This is a genomic window from Streptomyces sp. NPDC030296 (assembly GCF_055572815.1).
Genome location: NZ_JBVICQ010000009.1, coordinates 1 through 25,595 on the forward strand (window position 1 = coordinate 1; position 25,595 = coordinate 25,595).

Sequence of the window (25,595 nt, forward strand, 5' to 3'; positions counted from 1 at the left end):
GCGCATCGTGTCGTTGATGCTGAACTTGATCAGCGTGCCGTTCATGTCGAACGTCACGAACTTGGGCTTGGCATCGAATACCACTGGGTCCTCCTAGTGCTTCAGAGCGGAGCAGCGTGCCGCTTTGTCGATTGTCGACCAGATGTAATAAGAGTGGAGTAGATGGAAACGATTGTCAATACTTTACGTCGAGCGCCCTCGAACCGCATGCGCCTCTGTCCATCCTGGCTCCTGGACGAAGTGCCGAACGAAGACGATCGAGGCGAGGCATTCGCGGTCAACCGTCACCCGTCATCCGTCGGCCGCCAGGCCTGCGGGCGTATGACCTCCCTCGGTGGAGCCACACGCCTGAGCAGTGTCCATAGCGCATCTGGCACCAGCTGTGGGGGAGGCGGATACGGCGGTGAGAGTGGCGTCAGCACGCGGCGGCTCCGTGCCCGGCGTCACCCGCGGGGCGGCGGAGCCGGGCCGTGCGCCCGGCGGACGATTCGGATTCCGCCGGGGCAGACGCACACCGCCCGCCGCGGTCACGGCGAGCGCGCCGAGGAGGGCGAGGGCGGCGGCCGGGGCGAGGACGGCCCAGGGGGCACGTTCGACGTACGGCTGGTTCTCGGCGAGCAGCAGGCCCCATTCGGGGGACGGCGGCTGGGAGCCGAGGCCGAGGAAGCCGAGGGCGGCGAGACTCAGGGCGATGCCGGGCAGCCGGAGCAGGGCGTGGCGGACGACGGGTGGCAGGACGGCGGGGAGCAGGTCGTGCCGGAGCAGGTACCAGCGGCCGGCGCCGAGGGCGCGGGTCGCGGTCAGATGGAGGGTGGCGCGCTCCTGTCGCAGGAGGGAGGAGGTGTGGGTGGCCAACGGGGACCAGGCGACGACGACGACCGCGAGGGCCGGGGTCCACGGGCCGCTGCCCGTGATGCCGGTGACGAGGAGGCCGGCGAGGACGGGTGGTACGGCGTTGACGGTGTCGACCAGGGGCCCGGACAGGCGGGGCAACAGGCCCAGCAGGACGCCGGTCAGGAGGGCGGCGGCGCTCACCACGAGGGCGATGCCGAGGGTGTCGAGTGCGCCGTGTGCGACGCGGGCGAGGACGTCACGGCCGAGCGCGTCGGTGCCGAACGGGTGTGCCGTGGAGGGGGCTTGGAGTTTGGCGGTGGTGTCCAGGGCGAGCGGGTCGCGTGGCAGGCCGAGCCCGATGACGGTGGCGAGCACCAGCGCGTGGACGACAGGTACGACGCGCGGGGCGGGCCGGGCGGGCCGGTGCAGGGAGTGCAGGGCGCCGTCGCGCAGTGCGGGCCCCGTCAGCCACCGCACTCCCAGCCGGGCCAGCAGAGCCGCCGCTGCCGCTAGCGCGACGAGGGCGAGCGTGCCGGTCTGCAGGACGGGCAGGTCCTGGGCGAGCGCGGCACGCAGGGTGAGCCGGCCAAGTCCCGGGATGTCGAAGATCTGCTCGATGGCGACCGAGCCACCGGTCAGGCCGACCACGAACAGCCCCAGGTTGGGCAGCAGCCCGGGTACACAGCGGCGCAGCGCCTGCCGGGCCACGGATGCGGGTGGCACTCCGCGCGCGGCGGCGGCCAGAGCCCAGGGCTCGGCGAACGCCGCGGGCAGCAGATCGTCCAGCATGCGCCCGAGGAGGGCACCGGCGGGCAGGCCGAGGGCGAGCGAGGGCAGGACCATCCACTGGGGGCCGTACCAGCCGAGGGCGGGCAGCCACCCCAGCTGCACGCCGACGACCGAGGCCAGCACGGAGGCGATGAGGAACTCGGGCAGCGCGGCCAGCACCGCCGATCCGGTACCGCCCGGGCCGCCCGTGCCGAGGCGGCGGCGGGAGCCGAGCCTCAGAGTGCGGGCGCACACCACCGTGACGGTGGCCAGGGCGACCAGAACGGCCCCCGCCATCAGCAGCAGGGACACACCGAGTGCCTGTGCGGCGGCGGGCAGCACCTCGGTGTCGGACACCCACGACCGGCCCGCGTCCCCCTGCAGCAGCCCGCCCAGCCAGCGGCCGAGCAGTGCCACAGGGCCGTCGTCCAGGCCGAGTTGGTCCCGGATGGCCCGCAGCGTCTCGGGGGTCGGGTCGCGCTCCGCCGAACGGGCCTTGAGGACGGTCAGCGCGGGGTCGGTGCGTGCCAGCCACGGCAGCAGGCCGATCGCGCACACCAGCCCGGCGGTCAGCAGGGCCCGCCACAGCAGCGTGGGGGCGCCGCCCCGCGCGAGCGCGCGCAGGGCGGCGGGGATGGGTCTGGCCATGGGGTTCAGCGCCGGGTACCGGTGCCGACGAGCTGCCGCTCGTACGGATCGAGTACGACTCCCTCGACGGACGTACCGATCCCCGTCACGGCCTTCAGGTGGGCCAGGGGGACCACCGCGTCGGCGCCGAGGATCGCGGCCTCCGCCTTCATCGCGGCGTCCTGCCGCTTGCCCGGGTCGGACTCGGCCTGGGCGTCGGCGACCAGCTCGTCGACCTTCTTGTCGCACAGGAACGACAGGTTGTACGAGCCGTCGCAGGTGTAGTCGCTGGCCAGGACGGTGACCGGGTCGCCGGTGTCGAGCATCATGTTGCGGGTGGCGACAACGGCGTCGAACTTCTTGGCCAGCAGGTCGCTTTCGAGGCGTGCGTAGGTGCGCACCTCCAGCTTCACCTTGAACCCCGCCTTCCGGAGCTGCTGTTGCAGCACCTGGGCGGTCTCGGGCAGTTCCGGCCGGTCGTCGTAGGTGGCGATGCTGATGCTCCTGCCCTTGGGGCCGGTGGCCTTCGCCCGGCCGGTCGGCTCGGACCGCTTGCCGGACGCCCAGGTCAGCGCGGGGCCGAACAACCCCTTGGCGGGCTCGGCGTACCCGTCGTACACACCCTTGGCGACGGCGGAGCTGTCGAGCGCCTCGCGTACGGCGGCCCGCAGCCCGGCGTCGGTGAAGGCGCCCTTCTGTGTGTTGAGGTGGAGGCCGATGTTCCGGGCCGTGTTGACCTCGTGGGCGGTGCCCTTGTCCAGGGAGGCGACCTGGGCGACGGGGATCGATTCGGCGATGTCGACGTCACCGGTCCGCAGGCCGTTGGCGCGGGCAGTGCCGTCCGAGACGAACTTCACGTCGATGCCGGACGCCTGGGCGCGGCCGCCCCAGTAGTCGTCGTAGCGGTCGAGGGTGGCCGCCGTGTCACCGGTGATCCTGGTGAGCTCGAACGGGCCGGTGGCGGTGCCGACCGGGTTCACCTTGCCGTCCTTGCCGTACGCCTTCGCGGAGAACACCGCCAGGCTCGGGTTGGACAGCCGCAGGGGCAGCACCGGATCGGCGGCGGCGGTGGTGACCCTGACCTGGCGGTCGCCGACGGCCTCGGCGGTGAGCTTCACACCGGAGATGGCCGGCGGGGCGGGCTCGGCTGCGGTGGCGTGGGTCAGCGCGGAGGCGACGGCCTTCGCGGTGACGTCCGTGCCGTCCTGGAACTTGGCGTCCCGCAGGTTGAACACCCAGCTCTTGCCGCCCTCTTCACTGCTCCAGGACTCGGCGAGCGCGGGTACGGCGGTGCCGTTGGCGTCCAGGCGGGTCAGGCCCTCGGACACACCGAGCCGGGCCAGGCTGAAGGCGTCCTGACCGTACGGGGAGTAGTTCTGCGTGGGCGGGAAGGCGAGCGCGACCCGCAGGCGTCCGCCCTCACCGGAGCCGGGGGAGTCCGAGGACGAGTTCTCGCCCAAGGAGGAGAAACAGCCGACGAGCAGCGGGGTGAGCAGGAGGCCGGCTATCAGCCGAAGGCGAGGTGTTCTCATGATGTCGCGGCGTACTTTCGAGCTTGTCGTTGCATGCGAAGATCGGCCACTAGCGTAAGTGGTTATCGTTTCCATTTGAAGGGTCAAGGGCCTCGAAGTCAGGCTTCGCTTCCTGGAGTCCGGGTGGGGCCCGTCACCTTCGTGGTCTGCGTGGACGGCTTCCGTCTGCACGGGGCCCTTGATCCTTGGTGCCGCCGACGTCCTCGAACGCCGTCGGGCTGTTCCCGCCGAGCTGACCGCATGGGCGAGGGAGGGAGCAAGGCCGTGTCGTTTTCTCCCGTTGTTTCATCCCGGAACCCTGTTTGGTCTGCGGTGTCGGCATAGCGATATGGATCATGACTTCGGAGCGGGCGGGCCGGGTTTCGTAGTCGCGGGCCAGGCGGCGGTGGAGCGTGAGCCATCCATGTCGATGCCCATGCCGCGGCGTGCTCGACGAGGTGCTGGCGGTAGCCGCCGTCGACCTGCCTCCCGCGGATGCGGGGATGTCCGGCCGTGACGTGGTGCAGGAGCTGAGTGCCGGCGATGGAGTCCTGCACGCTCGCTGCGGTGACCGGCACGGCAGGGGCAAGGCCCATTGTGTCTGTGGCGATGCTCCGCTTCCTCCCGTTGCCTTGAGCTGTTGCGACTTGTGACTTGCGGCCTGCTGACCTGGGGCGATGTGTGGTGAACGGTGTCCGTGACGCTGTCGGTCGACGGGGCCCGATGACGGCGGAAGATTTCTTCTTCGGCGTGTCTCGGTTTCCCATTGCTGGTTCCGTTTGGTGGCGGCCCCCAGGCGCCGCAGCGGAGAGGCGGTGTGTCGGTCACGAGGAGCCGGTCGTCTCGGCTGGCGGCCAGATGATCCCCGGCCGGGCCGGCCGGGCCGGCCGGGCCGGGGGGAGCGCCGTCCTCATGAGGTGTGAGTGCTGCCCGGGTAACGGGTGTGGCAGGAACCAATCGGAACTTACTGGCCGGTTCCATTGACGGGCTTATGGCTGAAACTTATCTTTTCCCTCACGGTTCGAAGTTACGCACGCTGTTCGACATATCGGACAGCGCCGAAGGGGGCGGTACGTGTTCAGTGCCCGTCACTGGTCCACCAGTGTCACGCTCTGGCGTATGTCTCCGGCGGGGGTGGGCGGATGGCGGTCTCCCGGCTGGCGGCGGTACTCCTGGGGCTGCTCGAACTTCTGGGGCCTGGCGGTCCCGGTCGCGATCAACGCCGGCAACAGCATCATCACCTTCTTCAACTCCTCCACCTTCGCGCCCGGCGTCGACAAGGTGGCCGTCGCGCCGCTCAATGGTGGACGCCGTGCCGACAGGGGTGTGGCCTGGGCCCCGGTCGGCTTCCCGCCTTCCCGGATCTCACTTCTTCGCTTTGTCCGTCAATTCGAACGACGTACGAAATACCGAATAGAAAGACGATAGATGGTGACCGTCGAACACACGCAACAGCCGCAGTCCGACACCTACGTCATCGGAGTCGACTACGGGACGCTGTCCGGACGGGCCGTCGTGGTTCGCGTGTCCGACGGCACCGAACTCGCCTCAGCCGACCACCCCTACACCCACGCCGTCCTCGACCGGGAGCTGCCCGACGGGACCCCGCTGCCGCCCGACTGGGCCCTGCAGGTGCCCTCGGACTACATCGACGTCCTGCGTGTCGCCGTACCGCAGGCGCTGGCTCGAGCGGGTGTGCGGCCGGAGCAGGTCATCGGGATCGGCACGGACTTCACCGCCTGCACGATGCTGCCGGTACTCACCGACGGCACCCCGCTGTGCGAACTGCCGCACCTCACCGGCCGCCCGCACGCCTACGTCAAGCTGTGGCGCCACCACGCGGCGCAAGCCCAGGCCGACCGGATCACCGACCTGGCCGCGGAGCGCAAGGAGCCGTGGCTGAAGCGGTACGGCGGGAAGATCTCCTCGGAGTGGGAGTTCGCCAAGGCACTGCAACTGCTGGAGGAGGACCCCGAGCTCTACGAGCTGACGGACCGCTGGATCGAGGCCGCCGACTGGATCGTGTGGCGGCTGTCCGGCACCTACGTCCGCAACGCCTGCACCGCCGGTTACAAGGGCCAGTACCAGGACGGCACCTACCCTTCCCCCGAGTACCTCGCCGCGCTCAATCCCGGCTTCGCCGACTTCGTGACCACCAAGCTGGACCACCCCATCGGTCAACTGGGCGACCTGGCAGGCACGTTGACGGCCGAGGCCGCCGCGTGGACGGGTCTGCCCGAAGGCATCGCGGTCTGCGTCGGCAACGTCGACGCCCATGTGACGGCGCCCGCCGCCACGGCCGTCGAACCGGGCCGGATGGTGGCCATCATGGGCACCTCGACCTGCCACGTCATGAGCTCCGACCAGTGGGCCGAGGTCCCGGGCATGTGCGGGGTCGTCGACGGCGGCATCCTGCCGGGCCTGTGGGGCTACGAGGCCGGGCAGAGCGGCGTCGGCGACATCTTCGGCTGGTTCATCCGCACCGGCTTCCCCGAGTCGTACGCCAAGGACGCCGCCGCGCTCGGACGGAACGCACACGAACACCTGACGGCCCTGGCGGCCGAACAGGAGATCGGCCAGCACGGACTGATCGCTCTGGACTGGCAGAGCGGCAACCGCAGCGTCCTGGTCGACCACGACCTCAGCGGAGTCCTGGTGGGCCTGACCCTTTCCACCCGCCCGGAGGACGTCTACCGGGCGCTGCTGGAAGCCACCGCCTTCGGCACCCGCACCATCATCGAGACCTTCGAGACCGCGGGCGTGCCGGTCCAGGAACTGATCATCGCGGGCGGCCTGACGAAGAACGCGCTGCTGATGCAGATCTACGCCGACGTCACCCGCCGTCCCCTCGGTGTGATCGACTCCGCCCAGGGACCCGCTCTCGGCTCGGCGATGCACGCGGCTGTCGCGGCGGGGGCGTACCCGGACATCCGGGCCGCCGCCCAGGCCATGGGCAAGGCGCGTGCGGGCGTCTACCAACCCGACCCGGAGCGGGCCGCGGCCTACGACCGTCTGTACGCCGAATACCAGCTCCTGCACGACTACTTCGGGCGCGGCGCCAACGACGTCATGCACCGACTGCGCCGGATCCGCGCCGAGGCGTCCGCCTGAGCGACTCCCTGTGCCCGACGACCCCCGCCTCCCCGGTGGTCGTCACCCTGAAAGGAAACCCTCATGAACACCAGCACCACCCCCTACCCCGAGCACGAGATCTGGTTCCTCACCGGAAGCCAGGGCCTGTACGGCGACGACGTCCTGCGTCAGGTGGCCGACCAGTCCCGGAACATCTGCGAGACCCTCGGCCGCCCCGACAAGCTGCCGGTCAGGATCGTGTGGAAGCCGGTCCTCACCAACGCCGAGTCGATCCGGCGGATCTGCCAGGAGGCGAGCGCCTCCGACACCTGCGTGGGCGTGATCGCGTGGATGCACACCTTCTCGCCCGCCAAGATGTGGATCGGCGGACTCAGCGTCCTGGACCGGCCGCTCCTGCACCTGCACACCCAGTACAACCTGTCGCTGCCCTGGCCGAGCATCGACATGGACTTCATGAACCTCAACCAAGCCGCGCACGGCGACCGCGAGTTCGGCCACATCGAGTCCCGGGTGGGCATCGACCGCAAGATCGTCGCCGGGCACGCCACCGACCCGCGAGTCATCCGACGCGTCTCGGCCTGGGCCCGCGCCGCCGTCGGCCGTCACACCGCGCGCACCCTGCGCCTCGCCCGCTTCGGCGACAACATGCGCGACGTCGCCGTCACCGAAGGCGACAAGGTGGAGGCCCAGCTGCGGTTCGGCTTCTCCGTGAACACCTACGCCGTCAACGACCTCGTCGCAGTCGTGGACGCGGTCGAGGACAAGGTGGCGGCCGAACTCGCGGAGGAGTACGTCGAGTCGTACGACGTGGTCGCGGCGCTGCGCCCCGGCGGAATCCACCACGACTCCCTGCTCTACGCGGCCCGTATCGAGGCCGGCTTGCGGACCTTCCTCACCGAAGGCGGCTTCACCGCCTTCACCACCAACTTCGAGGACCTCGGCGGCCTGCGCCAGCTGCCCGGCCTCGCGGTCCAGCGGCTGATGGCCGACGGCTACGGCTTCGGCGGCGAGGGCGACTGGAAGACCTCCGCCCTGCTGCGCACGATCAAGGTCATGGGCGCCGGGCTGCCCGGCGGCACCTCCTTCATGGAGGACTACACCTACCACCTCGGCCCGGGCACCCCACGCGTCCTCGGCGCCCACATGCTGGAGGTCTGCCCCTCCATCGCATCCGCCCGCCCCAGCTGCGAGATCCATCCCCTCTCCATCGGCGGCCGCGAGGACCCCGTCCGCCTGGTCTTCGACGCGGCGCCCGGAGAAGCGGTCGTCGTCGGCCTCTCCGACCTCGGCGACCGGTTCCGGCTGACCGCCAACGCCGTGGACGTCATCAGCCCCAGCGAGCCGCTGCACCGTCTGCCGGTGGCCCGCGCCGTGTGGAAGCCCCGTCCCTCTCTCGCGGAGTCCGCCGAGAGCTGGCTGCTCGCCGGAGCCCCGCACCACACCGTGCTCAGCTCGGCCGTCGACATCGAGACACTCACCGACTACGCCGCCATGTCCGGCGTCGAGCTGCTCACCATCGACGAGAACACCAGCATCGAGCAGTTCGCCAAGGAAGTCCGCTGGAACGCCGCCTACCACCGCCTCGCCCAGGCCCTGTGACAGCGGTGCAGCCCAAGAACCGGATCCGTATCCAAGGAGACGACGACCGATGACCGTACGAGTCCGCGACGGCCTGCGCCAAGAGGTGCTGCACGCCAACCTGGCCATCCCCCAGGTCGGCCTGGCGACGCTGACCTGGGGCAATGTGAGCGGCGTCGACCGTGAGGCGGGCGTCTTCGTCATCAAGCCCTCCGGCGTGCCCTACGAGGATCTCGCCCTCGACCACCTGGTGACCGTCCGCCTCTCCGACGGCGAGGTGGTCGACGGAGACCTGCGCCCCTCCACCGACACCGAGACCCACCGCTGCCTCTACCTGGCTTTCCCCTCCATCGGCGGCGTCACCCACACCCACTCCACCCACGCCGTCGCCTTCGCCCAGGCCCGCCGGGAGATACCGGTGCTGGGGACCACCCACGCCGACACCTTCAACGGCCCCATCCCCTGCACTCCCGACCTCACCGCCGAGCAGTGCGCGAAGGACTACGAGTACAACACCGGCCGCGTGATCGTGGACATGCTTCAGGAGGACGACCAGAAGGCCGTGGAGGTACCCGCGGCCCTGGTCGCGGGCCACGGCCCGTTCACCTGGGGCGCCACCGCCCGCAAGTCCCTCGAACACGCCATCGTCTGCGAGGCCGTCGCCGACATCGCCCTCCACACCCTGGCCCTGTCTCCGACCGCCCCGCCGCCCCCGCACCTCCTCGACCGCCACTACACCCGCAAACACGGCCCCGACGCCTACTACGGCAACCCCACTCCCGCACCGGCCGGATGAGCGCAGCGGCCGTCCCCGCACGCCGGTGGACGTCGTCCGCCCTCGCCGCGGCCAGCACCGATCGCCCGGCCGGCCCTGTACGCCCCCATCACCGGGTCGTACGGGGCGGGAGGCCGGCCAGAGCCGAGGCCGCGAGGCCCGTAGGAAGCTCAGGTCGAACGTTGCGACAGCACCACCCTCCACAACGCCCGGCAGACACCCCGTCACCGGCGCCCAGCCATGTGAGAACAGCGCGCTGAAGAAGCCCTGAGCCAGGGGGAGTACCGAGCCGACCTCCACCGACCTCGAATGGACCGAGCTGGACAAGCGGGCCGTCGACACCGCCCGTGTCCTGGCCATGGACTGCGTGCGGAAGGTCGGCAACGGCCACCCGGCAACTCTCTCCGGGGGCGACAGCTGCGGCTGACGCCCGGTCGACGGTTCCGACGGCTCCTCAGTCCGAAGTATCGAGGTCGACTGGCGCCCTTACGCAGTACGAGTGAATGAACCGACGGTTTCGTACGGGGCCGGTGCCGGGTCATTACGGTTGCCGAAACGGACCCTGGGGTTGAGTGGGAGGCCCCGGGGCGGCAGACGGATGAAAGGGCGCGCCTGATGCCGGGGTTGGGGAAGGCACTGGGCGCGCTCAGGCCCTGGTCGGGCCGCCGCCGTCGGACCTGGGGCGCGGTCGGTGTGGCATGCCTCGTGGGAACGGCGCTGACGTTCGGCGGGTTGTGGGCCGCCGCCAGCGGGACGGCGCGGATGCTGGGTTTCGGGCCATCCCTCGCGTGCTGGGGGTTGGCAGCCTCCATGGTGCTCCGGGCGAAGGGAGCGGGCGGACGGGTACGAACGCGCCTGCTGTTGTTGGGGGGTTCCGCGGTCGCCGCGGGTATGTACCGGGGAGCGGTCGCCGTGCTGTCGTCCCGGCCCTCGGCTTCGGGATGGGACGCGCGATCGCTCCTGGGTTCGGTGGTCGTCACCGGAGTGACGCTGACGGTCGGCCTGGGGATGGCCGGCCTGGTGGTCGCGGCCGACGCCGGCACAGGCCGGCACGTACTGCTGCGCCGTGTGCTCGACGGGGTCGTCACCGCCGGAGCCGTCTTCATGACGGGATGGGTACTGTTGCGCGGAGCCGGTGACGGCTGGCGGCTGGGAACGGGACTGGTCGGTGTCCTGTGGACCGCGGAAGTCGTCTTCCTCAGCTTCCTGTTCGCCCTGCGCCGTCTCGTACGCAGCGACAGGAGAGCCACCCTGTGGGTCTCCATCGCCGGGTTGTCCCTCACCCTGGCCGGCGACACCCTGCGACTGTGGGCCGGCGGGCCGGACGGCAGCGGGCTGATGTCCGGCCCGCTGGTCGACGTCTGCGTCACCGTGGGACTTCTGGTGGTCGCTGTCGGCCCGTGGGTGCCTGGGGGGTCGAGCGCTCTCGGCACCGCTCAGCCAGCGCTGCGATGGGGGATGGAGGGAGCGGCGGCGTTCGTTCCCCTGACGGTGTGCACGGCCACAGCGCTGGGATACGTGCTGGCTCCGCTTGCCCAGGACCCGGTGCCGCTGCTGGCCGGCGGGACGGCACTGCTGTGCCTCTGGGCTCGCCAGAGGTTCCTGCCGAGCGAGAACGCCAGAAACGACGACTGACCTGTCGTACCCCGCCGCCGGCAGCACGCAGGAGCCCCAGCCCTGACCCGGACCGTCGGGCCGAGCTGGGGAAAACTCCTTCGTGGCGGTCCAATACTGCTCAGGGGGAGTTCGGGCTTCAGCCCGGACTCCTCCACGACCCGGGCGTACTCGGCGTCGATGTCGGGCACCTCGAAGTTGAGCAGGACGCCCTGGGCGGGGCGGCGGTAGGCGTCCGGGATCGTCTCGTGGGCCGCGTCGACCAGGGCGAGCTCGTAGTACGGGGGCTCCGGTCGGCGGAGGCCGACGTACCAGTCGTTCTCGAATCCGAGCAGGCCCACGTTCACGTCGGTACGCATAGGCGCCGGCGCGGGATGCCGCCACTGCGGACGCATCGCCGCAGGGGAGCGGCGACGGGCGGCCGGCCGGGCGCAGGCCGAGGCCGACATGCGCGCCGCGGGCTTCGAACCGCTGGAACCGTACCCGGGGGCCAGGGTCCGGTGGCCGTGCCCCCACGTCGTGTGCGGCCCTACCGTCCAGCCGAGGCTGTTCGGGATCCGCGCAGGCAAGGGCGGCTGCCGAGCCTGCGCCGGGCGGGCCCCGGTGGACCGCGCGGCGGCCGAGGCGGAGATGCGGGCGGTCGGCATGGAGTCGCTGGAGCCGTTCCCCGGACGGGTGCGGGACCCATGGAGGTGCCGCTGCCTGACCTGCGGTCACATCGGCACACCCGCGCTCAACAACATCCGCCGCGGTCAGGGCGGCTGCTACGCCTGCGCACACCGCGCGGGCCGTCCCCTCGACGTGGCCTGACCGGCCCGCCCGCCCGCACCAGCGAGGTGCCCCGCCGCGTGCGCGCGCGGCGGGGCACCGGCCCGTTTCAGGTCACCCGGAGGGCCTGCAACATCGCCACCAGGGCGTTCTGCGTGTCGTCGAGGTCGGCGGGGTCCTTCGAGGCGGCCAGCCACAGTGCCGCCTCGTTCATCGCGCCCGACAGCAGATGGGTGAGGGCTCGACCGGCTGCGCGGTGATCGCCCCCCTCGATCAGCCGCCCGAGCACCTGCGCCAGGTGCCGCCCCGACGTCGTCTCGTTCATGGCCCGCCACTCGCTCCAGCCCAGCACGGCAGGACCGTCGACGAGCATGATGCGCTGGATCGCCGGGTCCGTCATCCGCTTCCCCCGTCGTTCACGTACTGAAGGTACGTGGACTTTCCCCGCATGGTGATCCACCCTCCGGACCGTTCCGATCCTCGCGACGGTGCCGAGCCCGCTCGGCATGGACGGTGATGGCGTGCGGTGGCGCGGGGTCGGAGGTATGACTGACAGGGGGCCCGGCAGCAGGGGACCGGTTCCCGTGCTGCCGCCGGAAGGAGCGTCCGGTATGCCCGAGCGAGAGACCCGGGCCGACAGCGGCTGGCAGGACGGCGTCACGGCCGCGCCCGGCGGGCTGCTCGACGTACTGCGCGTAGCGGCGCTCGTCCTGGGCAGCGACGGCCGGATCGCACTGTGGAGCCCCGAAGCGGAGTCACTCCTCGGATTTCCCGCCGAGGAGGCGCTGGGCCAGGACGCGGGCGCGCTGCTCGTCGCCCCGGAGAACCAGGAGCGGGCGCGAGAACTGTTCAGAAGCGTCCGCACCGGGGCGCGCTGGGCGGGGGTCTTCCCGGTGCGGCACAAGGACGGCTCAACCCGCCGTGTCGAGTTCCGCACCATGCAGCTGCGCGACGCCGAGGGCGACATCTTCGCCCTCGGCCTGGGCGCCGACGCGGAGACCGTCCGCAACGTCGAACGCGACCTGGCGATCTCGCACATCCTGGTCAGTCAGTCGCCGGTGGGGATCGCCGTCTTCGACCCGGACCTCCGATGGCTGCGCGTCAACCCGTCGCTGGAACGCATCAACGGAGTGCCCGCGGAGGCCGTGCTGGGCCGCCGCGTCGGCGAGGTGCTGCCCGCCCTCGATGTCGACGCCATCGAGTCGCGGATGCGCTACGTCCTGCGAACGGGTGAGCCGCTGTTGGACCAGCAGACGGTCGGTCATACGGAAGCCGACGCCGAGGAGCACGCCTTCTCGGAGTCGTACCACCGCATCGAGGACCCGAACGGGCGGGTACTGGGCCTGGCGATCTCCGTCCTGGACGTCTCCGAGCGGGAGCGGGCGGCGGCCGAGGTCGCGCAGGCGCGCGAGCGGCTGGCGGTGATCGCCGACGCCGGCGTCCGCATCGGCACCACGCTCGACCTGCGCCGGACGGCACGCGAGCTGGCGGACGTGGCCGTGCCCCAGCTCGCCGACCTCGCGGCCGTGGACGCCCTCGCCGCCGTCGTCAACCCGGGCGGCTCGGCCGCGCCCCGCGCGGACGGTTCCCTCGACTTCTGGGCCCTCGCCCTCAAAGCGAGCCACCCCACGGACGCGGTCGAGGCCGCCGATCCGGTGGGGCAGCCCGCTCTGTACAGCCCGTCCCGGATCGTCACCCAGTGCGTCCGCGAGGCACGCCCCATCCTGCGGGAACACGTCGACGACACGGTGCTGCGGCGCATCGCCCGCGACGACGCCGCGGCCGAGACCCTGCGGAGCGCCGGCGTCCACTCCTATCTGGCCGTGCCCCTGATGGCCCGCGGCGAGGTCCTGGGCACCCTCAGTCTGTGCCGCACGGTCAACCCCCGCCCGTTCGACGACCAGGACGTCACCCTCGCCGTCGAACTGGCGGCGCGCGCCGCCATCAGCATCGACAACGCGCGGCTGTACGGACGGGAACGGGACATCGCGCTCACCCTCCAGCGCAGTCTGCTGTCCCAGGCGCCGCCGCACCACGGCGGCATGGAGGTCGCCTCGCGCTACCGGCCCGCCATCAGCGAGGTGGGCGGGGACTGGTTCGACGTGCTGCCTCTCCACGACGGCAAGATCGGGCTCGTCGTCGGGGACGTGATGGGCAAGGGGGTGCACGCTGCGGCGATCATGGGCCAGCTCCGTACGGCCACCCGCGCCCTGGCCCGGCTCGACCTGCCCCCCGCGGAGCTGCTGCACCACCTGGACGGCCTCACCGCCTCCCTCGGCGACTCCGACACCCTGGCCACCTGCCTCTACGTCGTCTGCGACCCTCGCCGCGGCCGCTGCGAACTCTCCCGTGCGGGCCATCTCCCGCCGGTCCTGGTGGGCCCGCACGGGAAGGCCGAACTCCTCGACATCGCCGCCGGTGTCCCCCTCGGGGTGGGCGGCGTCCCCTTCACCGTCGGCGAGCACGAACTCGCCGAGGGGGCCCTGCTCGCCCTGTTCACGGACGGCCTGGTGGAGAGTCACGAGATGTCCGTCGACGCGGGACTGCACAACGTACTGCGCGTCCTCGACGACACCCGGCTCCCCCTGGAGCAGACCTGCGACCTGCTGCTCGCGGCGCTCACCCCCGAGCCGGACGACGACGTGGCCCTTCTCCTGGCCCGCCGCGCGAACGGCCAGCGACAGGGATAGCGGTCACATCGCCGGAGAGAGCCGTCAAGGGGACCAGTGAGCGCCCCGCGACGGGTCGGTGTCGAAGTCGTGGCGGGCCTGTTCGACCTTGTCCAGGTTGCCGGCGGCCCACGTGGCGAGGTGTGCGAAGAGGGGGGCCAGGCTGCGGCCCAGGTCGGTGATCTCGTACTCCACCCTGGGGGGCACCTCCGGGTGGTACGTGCGCTCGACCAGGCCGTCGCGTTCCAGTTGCCGCAGCCGCTGGGTCAGCACCTTCGGGGTGATCGTGCCGATCCGCCGTTGCAGTTCGACGAACCGCTGCCGGCCCTCCGTGTGGAGGGTCCACAGGATCGGCGTGGTCCAGCGGCTGAACACGATGTCGATGACCGCGCTGGTCGGGCAGGCGAGTTCGGGGTCGGTGGTGGCCGCTGCCACCCAGTCGGTGTCGCCCGCCATTGAACGCCCCTTCGGGATAGCCACTTTCCTCTAGGTACCTACTATACCGACGGTGTTAGCGTCCCCATGTCGCCCGGAGAGCAGCTCCCGGGCGACGGCCCCGCCCATTCGGGCGGCGACAACCTGACTCATCGACAAGGGAGTTGTTCATGTTTGTTGTGACGGGGGCGACCGGCAACGTGGGCCGATCACTGGTGCGGACCCTCGCGGCGTCCGGTACACGGGTGACCGCGACATCCCGCGGGATCTCCGATGCCGATGTGCCGGAGAAGGTCGAGCACGTACGGGCCGACCTGACCGATCCCGAGAGCCTTCGGCCCGTGTTCGACGGCGCCGACGCGCTGTTCCTGCAGAACGGCGGCCCCAGCGCGCACCTGCTGAGCACCCGGGACGTCCTCGACGTCGCCAAGGCGGGCGGCGTCGAGCGGGTCGTCCTGTTGTCCTCCCAGGGAGTGGCGACCCGGCCCGGTTCGGCCTCCCACGGTGACGTCGCGCGCGCCATCGAGGACGCCGTCCGGGAGTCGGGCATGGCCTGGACGATCCTGCGCCCCGGCGGCTTCCACTCCAACGCCTACGCGTGGGCCGAGACCGTCCGCGCCGAGCGGACCGTCAGCGCGCCCTTCGCCGACGTCGGCCTGCCGACCATCGACCCCGACGACATCGCCGAGGTCGCCGCCGCAGCCCTGCGGGAGGACCACCACACCGGACGGGTCCACGAGTTGACCGGACCCGCGCTCACCACGCCCCGCCAACGGGCGGAGGCGCTGGCCGGCGCACTCGGCGAACCCGTCCGCTTCGTCGAGCAGACCCGTGAGGAGGCCCGCGCGCAGATGCTGCGCTTCATGCCCGAGCCGGTGGTGGAGACGACGCTGACGATCCTCGGCGAGCCCACCCCGGCCGAACAGCGGGTCAGCCCCACCGTCGAGCAGCTCCTCGGCCGCCCCGCCCGCACGTTCGACGACTGGGCCCGACGCCACGTCGCCGCCTTCCGTTAGTCCTGGCGCGGAGTTTCCACTTTCCGGTAAGCGGAGTGCAACCGTCGGGCCGATCCGAATGTCTCCCCTGATGTCCGACATTCGTACCCTTGGGGGGAACAGGATGATCAGAAGCAGAACGGTCTGTGTGACCGCCGCCCTCGTGACCGCCGCACTGGGTGCGGCCGTGGTACCGAGCGTGGCCGCCCCCGCCGCCGCCCCGCGCGCGGCGGCCGCGTGCCCGACCGGTTGGGGCAGTCTCGCCAAGACGGGCTGGTCCAGCACGGCGGGCGAGTACATCACGAACGCCAGGACCGGCCGCCACGAGTGCTACGACCGGTTCGTCGTCGACGTCCCCGGCGCGTCCGCCGACCAGCTCGGCTACACCGTGCAGTACGTGGACCGGCTGATCCAGGACCCGACCGGCGAGGTCATCCCGGTCACCGGCGGCGCCATCCTGGAGGTCGTGGTGCGCGCACCGGCCTACGACTCCGGCGCTCCCACCTACCCCGGCAAGGTCGGGAAGCCCCTGCCGGGTGTGAACCTCACGGGTTACCGCACTTTCCGGGACGCGAAGTTCGGCGGCTCCTTCGAGGGCCAGACGCAGTTCGGACTCGGAGTGCGGGCCCGTCTGCCCTTCCGGGTGCAGCAGTTGGACGGGCGTCTCGTGGTGGACGTGGCCCACACCTGGTGAGCCACCGCCGCTGACCGGCCGCCGGGCGCACCGCCTCCCGACGGCCGGCGGCCGGGGCCGGCTGCGCCTCGGCTGCCGGGCTACTGGCTGTCGGCGGCGACGAGCTCCTTCACCACCTCGGTCCGGCCCTTGTTGAACGCCTCCGTGTACAGGCGCAGAACCAGCGCCTTGTTCCGCTTCTCCTCGGCGCCGGACGGAGCGTCGGCAGCGGAGGACGTCGTCGACGAGGCGTCGGTGCCGGAGGCGGACGTACCGCCGCAGGCGGTCGCGAGGAAGGCGACGGCGGCAAGCCAGGGCAGAGTCTTCCGGTATCTCACGTGGGTCTCCCGCGTGTGGTCAGTCGGCCGGCAGGTCGACGGGCGTCGGCGATGCGTCACTCGGGGCCGGCGCCCCGGGGGGCGTGGTCCTCACGCCCATCTCGGTGCCCTGGCCTGCGCGTTCATCCCACCGCGGACACCCGCGGCCAGGCACTCCGCCGACCAGCGGTACGACCCCCGCCGACAGGCCGGACCCGGCCCCTCCGGTCCTGGCGTCCACACCCCCGCCCCCGGCGCCACTCGGTGCCTCCCCCTCAGCCTCGGCGACCTCGCGCTCCACTGCGCGCGTCCACCGCGCTTCCCGCGGTGCCGGCTCCCGGAAGACGCCGGTCCACCGCGGACTACGCGTCGTCCGCCGACGGGTGGGCGTGCGCGGACCGGAGAAAGGCGGCGGCGCCGCGGAGGGCAGCCGTGTGCGGCGCCGGGACCACCCGCATCGACGTGCGGAGGCTGCCGCCGAGCCGGTAGGTGATGTCCCGGCGCAGAGCACCACCACCCGCCAGCAGCACGCCCCCGCTCAGCGCGTCGGCGGTGAGGGAGGTACGGTCCTGCCGGAGCATCGAGGTGACCATCGTGGTGATCGCTTCGACGATCGCCTCGGGGCCACCGGCGCGGGAGATGTCGGCGGTGCCGAGGGCCGTGCGGCGGGCGTCGAAGACGAGGCCGTCGCAGAGGAGGACGACCTCGGTGAGATGCGCACCGATGTCCACGACCAGCAGCGGACGCGACAGGTCGGCCCGGGCGGCGCGGGCGACGGCGCGGGCCGTGGGCACGGTCAGCACGGCGCGTGGCCGCAGCACCTCCACGGCGGTGCGGGCCCGTTCCCGGTAGACGGGACCGCCCAGCACGGGTGTCGTGACCACCACCAACGGGCGGGTGACGGCGGGCAGGCGGTGACCGAGCAGCCGGTCGAGCATGCGGGCCGTCCCGGGGACGTCCACGATCGTGCCGCGCTGGATCGGGTACATCGCGTCGGCGCCCGGGCAGGTCACCGTGGGCACGTCGAGGATCACGCCGCGGCCGGCGATCCACGCGCGGGTGCGCAGGCTGCCCAGGTCGAGGGCGAGGCCGCAGCACCGCCGGCACTGCGGCCACGGCCGGTGCCCGGCCGGGAACGCGGCGCGGGGACGGCGGACGACGGTCATCGCCCGGCCTCCCACACCTGCTGACACCGCCCGCAGTAGCGGGCCTGCGGTACGACCGTCAGCCGTTCGCGCTCGACGGGGCGCCGGCACAGGTGGCAGACGCCGTAGCGGCCCTCGGCGAGGCGCCGCAACGCCGCCTCGACGTCGGCGAGGACCATACGCGCGGACGCGGTGAGCTTCACATGGACTTCGTCCTGCGCCGGGCAGCGGCGCCGGCGCAGGTCCTCGGTGCGGGACGCCGCGGCGATCTGCCCCAGCTGTTCTCGACGGAACAGGAGTTGCTCGTGCAGGTTCTCCTGCAGCGCGGCGAGGTCCTCGGGCGACAGATGCGTGGCCTGGACGCCGATGGTCTGGTGGTTCACCACTTCACCCCTTGTGAGCAGGGCGGGAGACTGTTACGGGCGGGACGGCGGGGTGGATCAGGCGGTGGCGCGGCGCTGGCAGGTGACGCAGTGCCGCGTGTACGGGAGGATCTCCAGGCGCTCCGCGGGGACCGGCGCGGAGCAGCCCACGCATGTGCCGTAGGTGCCCTCGTCGATGCGGGCGAAGGCCGCGTCGATCTCCTTGAGGACCTTGCCGATCGCGTCGGCCTGCGCCGACATCAGGGGGTCCTCCGCGCTCTGCCCACTCTCACGCAGTGCCCGGAGCTGGGCGATGCGGCTGGTGCGGGCGTGTTCGAGACGTTGCCGCGCGTCGTGCGCGGTCAGGCGTGCGGGACGGGAATCGGTCCGGGAGGGGTCCAGGGGCACGGGAAGGGTCCTTCCGAAAGAGGGCCGACGACTCGGTCACCTTCGACTCTGCTCGTCCGCGTGCCGAGATCCCATCGGGCGCGGGCTCCATTTCCCGGAATCGCGGTATCCATGGGCATGGGTACCCGGCGACCTCCGATATGGGTGCCGTTCCCCCTCGATTCCTCCTGCAATTCAAGGCAGAGTGGGGGGAACGGTCATAATCACAGACTTCGCGGAGGGAGGCGTTTTCCCGGTGTCGCTGTTCTGGCGGATCTTCGGGCTCAACGCCCTGGTGCTGGGCACCGCTACGGCACTGCTGCTGTGGGCTCCGGTGACCGTCTCCGTACCGGTCCTGCTGACCGAGGCGTTCATCCTGGTGGGCGGCCTCGCCGTCATGCTCGTCGCCAACGCCGCCCTGCTCCGTCTGGGCCTGGCCCCGCTGGACCGGCTGACCCGGCTGATGGCCACCGTCGATCTGCTGCGGCCCGGCCAGCGACTGCCCGTGCCCGGCGCCGGCGGCGAGGTGAGCGAACTGATCCGCACGTTCAACGCCATGCTCGACCGGCTGGAGCACGAGCGCGCCACCTCCAGCGCGCGGGTCCTGCTCGCCCAGGAGGCGGAACGCCGCCGTATCGCCCAGGAACTGCACGACGAGGTCGGACAGAGCATGACCGCGATCCTGCTGGTGCTCGAACGGGCCGCCGACGACGCCGACGAACCGCTCCGTGACGAGCTGCGGCAGGCACAGGAGATCACCCGGGACAGCCTTGACGAGGTCCGCCGCCTGGTACGCCGGCTGCGCCCGGGCGTACTGGACGACCTCGGCCTGGTCAGCGCCCTGACCTCGCTCACCCAGGACTTCGCCACCCACACCGGTCTGCACGTCGTGCGTCGCTTCGGCACCGACCTGCCCGCCCTCCGCCCGGAGACCGAACTCGTCCTGTACCGGGTGGCGCAGGAGAGCCTGACGAACGCGGCCCGCCACGCCGACGCCCGCCGCGTCGACGTGAGTCTGCGCCGCGAGGGAGAAGCGGCCGTGCTGGAGATCACCGACGACGGCCGCGGCATCGAGGCCCCGTGCGAGGGCGCCGGTATCCGCGGCATGCGCGAACGGGCCCTGCTCGCCGGAGCCGCCCTGCACCTCACCTCCACTCCCGGCACCGGAACCCGGATCCGCCTCACCACCCCGTCCCCAGAGAGCAGCGACCATGCCCGCCCCGGCCCCGCCGCCTGACCCCGCCACCGCCCTGCCGCCTGACCCCGCCACGGTCCTGCCGCCCGAGGCCGCCGCGGCCTCGGGCCCCGAGTCGACGGACAGCACCACGGCCTCGGCCCCCTACAGCCCCGGCCCCGCGGCCTCGGCGACGCCGATCCGGATCCTGCTGGCCGACGACCACGCCCTCGTCCGGCGTGGCGTCCGCCTGATCCTGGAGCGGGAACCGGATCTGCGGGTCGTCGCGGAGGCCGGGGACGGTGCGGAGGCCGTCGAGGCGGCCCGCGGCCAGGACATCGACCTGGCCGTCCTGGACATCGCCATGCCACGGATGACCGGCCTGCAGGCGACCCGCGCGCTGGCCACGCTCAAGCCGGGCCTGCGCATCCTGATGCTCACCATGCACGACAACGAGCAGTACCTGTTCCAGGCCCTCAAGGCAGGTGCCGGCGGCTATGTCCTGAAGTCCGTCGCCGACCGCGATCTGGTCGCCGCGTGCCGTGCGGCGATGCGCGACGAGCCGTTCCTCTACCCCGGCGCGGTCACCGCCCTGATCCGCAACTACCTCGACCGGGTCCGCCACGGCGAGGAGAACGCCGACAACCTCCTCACACCACGGGAGGAAGAGGTCCTCAAACTCGTCGCCGAGGGCCACTCCTCCAAGGACATCGCCGACATCCTCGTCATCAGCATCAAGACGGTGCATCGCCACCGGGCCAACCTGCTGCACAAGCTCGGCCTGCGCGACCGGCTGGAACTGACCCGGTACGCGATCCGCGCGGGACTCATCGAACCCTGACCTCCGCCGTCCGTCACCGGCCCGGCCAGGGCGGTGACCGAGCCGGGACGCCGCGTCCTGCCCGACCTCCCGACCCACCGGGGACCCGGACGAGGGCGGCACCTCCGTCCCGGCCCGTCACCCGACTCCGACCACCCAGAACCAGAAGGGGACGACGCATGCGCCAAGCCGTCCGCGCCGTCCCGGCCACCGGTCAGCGGTTCGCCGCGGTACTGGTGCTGCTCCTCGCCGTCCTGACGACGGCGATGTCGGCGACCTCCGCGCTGCCCGGGCCCACCTCGCTCTCCGCACCTTCCGCGCTCGCCACGCCTTCGGCGCCCTTCACACCTTCCGCGCCCTCCGCGTCTCCCCGCGCGGACGCCTCCTGTGCCTTCGACTGCGCGGTTCAAGTCCTGGCCCGGCAAGGACATCTCGGCGAGCGCCCCACACTCCCGGAACACCACGCCACCGACCCCCGCGATCCCCACCTCCTCCCGGCCGAGGAGACGTACGACGCCGCCCCGTCCACGTACCCGGCCGTTTCTCCCGGCCGGTCGGCCGACGACCGGGGCCGGGCGCCTCCGGCTGCCACCGGCAACTGAGCAACTTCCTTCCTTCCTCTTTCCGTCGCGGCCGCGCAGCGGCTGCCGCGGCATGCCTGCCGGAGGCTCGTCTTGAAACGCCACAACCGCTTGCTGCGCACGCGTCCGTCGCGCACCCGTGCGTTGCTCGCCCTCGCGGTGATCGCCGGATCGCTGGCCATCGCGCTGACCGTGCCGGTCCGTCTCGGACTCGACCTGCGCGGGGGCAGCCAGATCGTGCTGGAGACCCGTTCCACGCCTGCCGCCGGGGCGAGTCCTGAGGCCACCGATCGCACCGTGGAGGTACTGCGCGGCCGTATCGACGCGCTCGGCGTCGCCGAACCCACCCTCGTCCGCTCGGGCGACCACCGCGTCCTCGTCGAACTCCCCGGCGTCCAGGATCCGAAGAAGGCCACCGACGTCCTGGGCCGTACCGCGCAACTCACCGTTCACGAGGTCCTCGGCCAGACCGAGGACGCCGAGACCACCGCGATCCCGGCCGATCCCACCGACGCGCGGGTGCTGCCGGACGAGACCGGACAGCCCCTGCGACTGAAGGCCGCCGAGCTGACCGGTCGCGACGTCAGGAGCGCCGACGCCCGCGTCGACCAGCAGACCGGCGCCGGATGGCACGTCACCATCGACTTCACCGACACCGGCCGCGACCGCTGGACCGGGATCACGGCCGACGCCGCCTGCCACCCGGCGGGCGACCCGAAGCGCCGTGTCGCCATCGTCCTCGACGGCAAGATCATTTCGTCGCCGCAGGTCGGGTCCGCCGTGACCTGCGGGGCCGGCATCGCAGGCGGCACCACGCAGATCACCGGCTCCTTCGACGCCACCGAGGCCCGCGAACTGGCCCTGCTCATCTCCGGGGGCGCCCTCCCCGTACCGGTGGAGGTCATCGAACAGCGCACCATCGGCGCCACCCTCGGCGACGCGGCCATCACCGCGGCCGCCCGGGCCGCCGTCATCGGCACGTCGCTGACCGCGCTGTTCGTCATCGCCGTCTACCGGCTCATGGGCCTGCTCGCGACCCTCGCCCTGACCTGCTACGGACTGATCTCGTACGCCGCCCTGGCCGCGCTCGGAGCGACGCTGACCCTGCCCGGTCTCGCCGGGTTCGTCCTCGCCATCGGCATGGCCGTCGACGCCAACATCCTGGTCTTCGAACGCGCCCGCGAAGAACACGCCCACCGCAACCGCCCCAGTACCCGCTCGGCGCTGGCCGCCGGGTTCCGCGGGGCGCTGAGCGCCATCGCCGACTCCAACATCACCACGCTGATCGCCGCCTGCCTGCTGTTCGCCTTCGCCTCCGGCCCGGTGCGCGGCTTCGGTGTCACCCTCGGCATCGGCGTCCTCGCCTCCATGGTCAGCGCCCTGCTGATCTCCCGCGTGCTCGCCGAGTACGCCGCGAGCCGCGCCGCCGTCCACCGCCGCCCCCACGTCACCGGCATCGCGCACACCGGCTGGGTCCGCGACCGTCTGCTGCGCCGCGCTCCGCAACTGATGCGGCATCCGCGCCGCTGGCTGGTGGCCTCCGCCGCCCTCCTCGTCGTGACGGCCTCGGGCATCCTGGTGCGCGGCCTCGACTTCGGCATCGAGTTCACCGGCGGCCGCCTCGTCGAGTACACGACCAGCGCCCCCGTGGATCCGGACCGGGCCCGCGCCGCCCTCGCCGACGCCGGATTTCCGCGCGCACTCGTCCAGTCCTCCGGTGACGGCCGGCTCACGGTCCGCGCCGAGGACCTGACCGACGCCGACACGGCCGCCGTCACCGACACCATCGCCGGGCTCGGCGGTGACGCGGAGAAGGGCCGCGACGAACTGATCGGCCCCACCCTGGGGGACGAGCTGCGCCGCGACGCCCTCATCGCCCTCAGCCTGGCCCTCGGTGCCCAACTGGCCTATCTGTCGGTCCGCTTCCGTTGGAGGTTCGCCACCGCGGCCGTCGGCGCACTCGCCCATGACGTGCTGATTCTCGTCGGCGTGTTCGCCTGGCTCGGCAAGCCCGTCGACGGCGTCTTCCTGGCCGCCCTGCTCACCGTCATCGGCTACTCGGTCAACGACTCCGTCGTCCTCTTCGACCGCGTACGCGAACTCCTCGCCCGCGACCGCACCGCCTCCCTGGCCCGCCTGACCGACCGGGCGATCCTGCAGACCCTGCCCCGTACCGTCAACACGGGGACGGGCGCGGCCCTCATCCTCACCGCCCTCGCCGTCCTCGCCGACGACGCCCTGACCGACTTCGCCCTCGCCCTGCTCGTCGGCCTGGCCGTCGGCACGTACTCGTCCGTCTTCACCGCCGCCCCGTTGGCCGTGGAACTGCACCCACGCCCCCTGACCAAGCGGGCGGCCCCCGAGCCCGCATGACTGCCGACGTGTCAGAACCGCGTGAGACGGCCACGGGGACACCGATCCTCGGCGAACGGCCGTCTCATGAGGGAGGATGGCCGACATGACGATGTGAAGAGCACCTGACGACAGGTACCGGTGGCGGAAGGTCGGAACCTGGGAGACGGTCCAGGACGGTGAGCGACGGATCTGCGCGACCTGCGGAACACCCGTTCGCTCGTACCAGTACCGCCACTACCCGTCCGAGTCCCCCATGTTCGAGCGCTGCGTAGGACTGGCCTGGTGCCTCGGCTGCCGGGTCTACGCGGGGGCGATGGTGCACGTCCCCAGAGAGCGGTTCCTGGTCGACGCCTTGGGGTCACTGCCTCGCGAGCAGCGGGAGCGCCTCGAACGGAGCGAGGTCAAACTGATCGAATTCCTGGCGAGGCAGCGCGGCTGACGCGGTGCTCGCCCACCCCGAGAAGACACGACCAGGCCCCTTCGCGCAACCCGGCGTCCGGACTCAGACCGCGGCATTCCTCTGCGGCCCGGCCGCCCAGGCGAGGATGTGGGGAACTGCTTCACTCAGCGTGACGAAGTGGCGATGAACGCCCTCCACCGCGGCGGCGGCGTTCACGCCCCACACGGTCATCCCGGCGCGCAGCCCGGACCGCACCCCGGACGGGGCGTCCTCGATGACCAGGCAGTCCGCGGGCCGGGCGCCCAGCCGTGCGGCGGCTCGCAGATAGGGCACGGGAGAGGGCTTGCCCTCTTCCACTGCGGCCGCGTCCACGATCACGTCCGGCACGGGCAGGCCCGTACGCGCGAAACGGCCGCGCACCCGGTGCTCGTAGTTGGAGGTCACCAACGCCCAGGCACCCGGCGGCAGACCGTGCAGCAACTCCGACGCGCCTTGGAAGGCCGCGTAGACGCCGGACCGTACGTCCTCGTCCTCCAGCTCGTGCAGCAGGGCCAGGCACTCGCTCGGCTCACGGCCCGCGGCTACCTGAGCGAACGTCTCCATCGGCCGCGTCCGCAGCGCCACCCGGTAGACCTCGTCGGCATCCAGCCCGTAACGCGCCGCCCAGGTCTCCCAGACCCGGCGCTGGTTGCGCACCGCGTCGATCAACGTGCCGTCGACATCGAACAGGACTACCTTCATGCGGCCAGGCCCCCCAGCTTCAGTGGTCACGTGTCGATCATGACAGGTGCGGCCGAAGCCGGTGCGGACGATGAAGGCTGCGATCTTGGGCAGACGGTGGGGAGTGATCATCCCATCGGTCCTGAGGGGGGCTTGGCGTGACCGTACCCGCGCGTCGAACACTGCCCGTGCGTCAGACACTGCGTACACGAACTCTGTCCCGACGCCGAACATCGGCTGCGCACCGCCGGCATCGGTTCGACCTTCGCTCGACCGCTCTGTTCTTCGTCATCCTGGCTGTGCTGATCAGCGTGCTCGGCTGGGTGGCCCGCATGGTGGCAGGCGCCGTCGAGAGGCGTCCCGGCTGGGTGTCGGTGCTGGTCGTCATAGGCGTCGCCGCCCTCGTGGGCCTGCGGCGCCGCCTGCACGTGGTGAGGGCGGCGCGCCGGGCCGCGGCGGCGCTCGACGAGGCGGCGAGGGAGGCGGCCGAGGAACTGGACACCGACCTGATCCCCCGACAGCGCCCGGCCGTCGAGGTCGACCCCGGCCACGAGTCCCTGACACCGGAGGAGTTCGAGGAGGCGATAGCCGCCCTCTGCGAGCGCGACGGTTGCGCGAACGTCGAAGTCGTGGGAGGGGCGGGAGACTTGGGCGCCGACGTCGTGGCGGTGACCCCGGACGGGCGCCGGGTCGTCATCCAGTGCAAGCACTACGGAGAATCGAACCGCGTCGGCTCCCAGGACCTCCAGCGCTTCGGCGGCACTTGCTTCACGGTCCACGAGGCGGATGTGGCCGTACTGGTCACCACCAGCGACTTCACGGCGCCGGCGGCGGAGTACGCCGACCAGTGCGGGATCGTGTGCGTGGACGGGGAGAAGCTCAGGAGTTGGACGGACGGCACCGGACCGTGTCCGTGGGAGGCGGTCCCGGAGAGTTGGGTGGGCGGATAGCGGGGTGGGGGAGTGTCGAGCACCCCTGACCACCCTCCACCTCG

General features: G+C 71.7%; 23 protein-coding genes. 13 read left to right on the plus strand and 10 right to left on the minus strand.

Annotated elements, in window-relative coordinates:
- Positions 1 to 291: 291 nt before the first annotated feature.
- From ACZ4Z3_RS25195 to ACZ4Z3_RS25205, 3 genes are all read right to left on the minus strand, one after another.
- Complete coding sequence (locus tag ACZ4Z3_RS25195) at positions 292 to 2,250, minus strand: ABC transporter permease subunit (RefSeq protein WP_468503120.1); 1,959 nt, start codon at positions 2,248 to 2,250, stop codon at positions 292 to 294.
- Between the two features lie 5 nt (positions 2,251 to 2,255).
- Positions 2,256 to 3,761 (minus strand): ABC transporter substrate-binding protein, encoded by a 1,506-nt coding sequence (locus tag ACZ4Z3_RS25200; RefSeq protein ID WP_468503121.1) that lies wholly within the window; start codon positions 3,759 to 3,761, stop codon positions 2,256 to 2,258.
- A 1,067-nt stretch (positions 3,762 to 4,828) separates the two neighbouring features.
- The gene (locus ACZ4Z3_RS25205; RefSeq protein ID WP_468503122.1) at positions 4,829 to 5,041 is read right to left on the minus strand and encodes a hypothetical protein; all 213 of its coding nucleotides are present in this window, start codon (positions 5,039 to 5,041) and stop codon (positions 4,829 to 4,831) included.
- Positions 5,042 to 5,168: 127 nt separating this feature from the next.
- Here ACZ4Z3_RS25205 and araB point away from each other — a divergent pair, with 127 nt between their 5' ends.
- From araB to ACZ4Z3_RS25230, 5 genes are all read left to right on the plus strand, one after another.
- Positions 5,169 to 6,851, plus strand: coding sequence for a ribulokinase (araB, locus tag ACZ4Z3_RS25210; protein ID WP_468503123.1), 1,683 nt, complete (start codon positions 5,169 to 5,171; stop codon positions 6,849 to 6,851).
- 63 nt (positions 6,852 to 6,914) lie between these two features.
- A complete protein-coding gene (gene araA / locus ACZ4Z3_RS25215) occupies positions 6,915 to 8,432 on the plus strand; it encodes an L-arabinose isomerase (protein ID WP_468503124.1) in 1,518 nt (505 codons plus the stop codon).
- Between the two features lie 49 nt (positions 8,433 to 8,481).
- Positions 8,482 to 9,207, plus strand: coding sequence for an L-ribulose-5-phosphate 4-epimerase AraD (gene araD, locus ACZ4Z3_RS25220; RefSeq protein ID WP_468503125.1), 726 nt, complete (start codon positions 8,482 to 8,484; stop codon positions 9,205 to 9,207).
- Positions 9,208 to 10,155: 948 nt separating this feature from the next.
- On the plus strand, positions 10,156 to 10,821 hold the full coding sequence (locus ACZ4Z3_RS25225) for a hypothetical protein (RefSeq protein WP_468503126.1): 666 nt from the start codon (positions 10,156 to 10,158) through the stop codon (positions 10,819 to 10,821).
- Between the two features lie 582 nt (positions 10,822 to 11,403).
- The gene (locus tag ACZ4Z3_RS25230; protein ID WP_468503127.1) at positions 11,404 to 11,610 is read left to right on the plus strand and encodes a hypothetical protein; all 207 of its coding nucleotides are present in this window, start codon (positions 11,404 to 11,406) and stop codon (positions 11,608 to 11,610) included.
- A gap of 67 nt (positions 11,611 to 11,677) precedes the next feature.
- On the opposite strand, the gene ACZ4Z3_RS25235 is transcribed toward ACZ4Z3_RS25230, so the two are convergent.
- Complete coding sequence (locus ACZ4Z3_RS25235) at positions 11,678 to 11,968, minus strand: hypothetical protein (protein ID WP_468503128.1); 291 nt, start codon at positions 11,966 to 11,968, stop codon at positions 11,678 to 11,680.
- A gap of 211 nt (positions 11,969 to 12,179) precedes the next feature.
- On the opposite strand from ACZ4Z3_RS25235, the gene ACZ4Z3_RS25240 reads away from it, so the two are divergent.
- A complete protein-coding gene (locus tag ACZ4Z3_RS25240) occupies positions 12,180 to 14,258 on the plus strand; it encodes a SpoIIE family protein phosphatase (protein WP_468503129.1) in 2,079 nt (692 codons plus the stop codon).
- 24 nt (positions 14,259 to 14,282) lie between these two features.
- On the opposite strand, the gene ACZ4Z3_RS25245 is transcribed toward ACZ4Z3_RS25240, so the two are convergent.
- On the minus strand, positions 14,283 to 14,693 hold the full coding sequence (locus ACZ4Z3_RS25245) for a winged helix-turn-helix transcriptional regulator (protein ID WP_468503130.1): 411 nt from the start codon (positions 14,691 to 14,693) through the stop codon (positions 14,283 to 14,285).
- Between the two features lie 149 nt (positions 14,694 to 14,842).
- Between ACZ4Z3_RS25245 and ACZ4Z3_RS25250 the strand changes: the two genes are divergently transcribed.
- Both ACZ4Z3_RS25250 and ACZ4Z3_RS25255 read left to right on the plus strand, forming a co-directional pair.
- Entirely contained in the window at positions 14,843 to 15,688 is an 846-nt protein-coding gene (locus tag ACZ4Z3_RS25250) for an SDR family oxidoreductase (protein ID WP_468503131.1), read from the plus strand.
- 103 nt (positions 15,689 to 15,791) lie between these two features.
- Positions 15,792 to 16,361 (plus strand): AMIN-like domain-containing (lipo)protein, encoded by a 570-nt coding sequence (locus tag ACZ4Z3_RS25255; RefSeq protein ID WP_468503132.1) that lies wholly within the window; start codon positions 15,792 to 15,794, stop codon positions 16,359 to 16,361.
- Between the two features lie 80 nt (positions 16,362 to 16,441).
- Here ACZ4Z3_RS25255 and ACZ4Z3_RS25260 read toward each other — a convergent pair whose 3' ends face one another.
- The 4 genes from ACZ4Z3_RS25260 to ACZ4Z3_RS25275 form a co-directional block, all read right to left on the minus strand.
- Complete coding sequence (locus ACZ4Z3_RS25260) at positions 16,442 to 16,678, minus strand: hypothetical protein (RefSeq protein WP_468503133.1); 237 nt, start codon at positions 16,676 to 16,678, stop codon at positions 16,442 to 16,444.
- A gap of 341 nt (positions 16,679 to 17,019) precedes the next feature.
- Positions 17,020 to 17,823, minus strand: coding sequence for a rod shape-determining protein (locus ACZ4Z3_RS25265; protein ID WP_468503134.1), 804 nt, complete (start codon positions 17,821 to 17,823; stop codon positions 17,020 to 17,022).
- Positions 17,820 to 18,188: a TraR/DksA family transcriptional regulator gene (locus ACZ4Z3_RS25270; RefSeq protein WP_468503135.1), complete on the minus strand. Its 369-nt coding sequence runs from the start codon at positions 18,186 to 18,188 to the stop codon at positions 17,820 to 17,822. Before ACZ4Z3_RS25270 ends, ACZ4Z3_RS25265 begins: the two co-directional genes overlap by 4 nt.
- A gap of 54 nt (positions 18,189 to 18,242) precedes the next feature.
- Positions 18,243 to 18,572, minus strand: a complete 330-nt coding sequence (locus ACZ4Z3_RS25275) for a TraR/DksA family transcriptional regulator (RefSeq protein WP_468503136.1) — start codon at positions 18,570 to 18,572, stop codon at positions 18,243 to 18,245.
- Between the two features lie 235 nt (positions 18,573 to 18,807).
- On the opposite strand from ACZ4Z3_RS25275, the gene ACZ4Z3_RS25280 reads away from it, so the two are divergent.
- The 4 genes from ACZ4Z3_RS25280 to secD all read left to right on the plus strand — a co-directional run bounded on the left by ACZ4Z3_RS25280 (position 18,808) and on the right by secD (position 23,499).
- Positions 18,808 to 19,788, plus strand: coding sequence for a HAMP domain-containing sensor histidine kinase (locus tag ACZ4Z3_RS25280; RefSeq protein WP_468503137.1), 981 nt, complete (start codon positions 18,808 to 18,810; stop codon positions 19,786 to 19,788).
- Positions 19,763 to 20,566 carry a response regulator gene (locus tag ACZ4Z3_RS25285; RefSeq protein ID WP_468503138.1) on the plus strand — a complete coding sequence of 268 codons (804 nt, stop codon included), beginning with the start codon at positions 19,763 to 19,765 and terminating at the stop codon, positions 20,564 to 20,566. The genes ACZ4Z3_RS25280 and ACZ4Z3_RS25285 overlap by 26 nt, the downstream gene beginning before the upstream one ends.
- A gap of 158 nt (positions 20,567 to 20,724) precedes the next feature.
- The gene (locus ACZ4Z3_RS25290) at positions 20,725 to 21,147 is read left to right on the plus strand and encodes a hypothetical protein (protein ID WP_468503139.1); all 423 of its coding nucleotides are present in this window, start codon (positions 20,725 to 20,727) and stop codon (positions 21,145 to 21,147) included.
- 72 nt (positions 21,148 to 21,219) lie between these two features.
- Positions 21,220 to 23,499, plus strand: a complete 2,280-nt coding sequence (secD, locus tag ACZ4Z3_RS25295) for a protein translocase subunit SecD (protein WP_468503140.1) — start codon at positions 21,220 to 21,222, stop codon at positions 23,497 to 23,499.
- A 484-nt stretch (positions 23,500 to 23,983) separates the two neighbouring features.
- On the opposite strand, the gene ACZ4Z3_RS25300 is transcribed toward secD, so the two are convergent.
- Positions 23,984 to 24,622 carry an HAD family hydrolase gene (locus ACZ4Z3_RS25300; RefSeq protein ID WP_468503141.1) on the minus strand — a complete coding sequence of 213 codons (639 nt, stop codon included), beginning with the start codon at positions 24,620 to 24,622 and terminating at the stop codon, positions 23,984 to 23,986.
- Between the two features lie 278 nt (positions 24,623 to 24,900).
- Here ACZ4Z3_RS25300 and ACZ4Z3_RS25305 point away from each other — a divergent pair, with 278 nt between their 5' ends.
- A complete protein-coding gene (locus ACZ4Z3_RS25305) occupies positions 24,901 to 25,551 on the plus strand; it encodes a restriction endonuclease (RefSeq protein WP_468503142.1) in 651 nt (216 codons plus the stop codon).
- Positions 25,552 to 25,595: the final 44 nt, after the last annotated feature.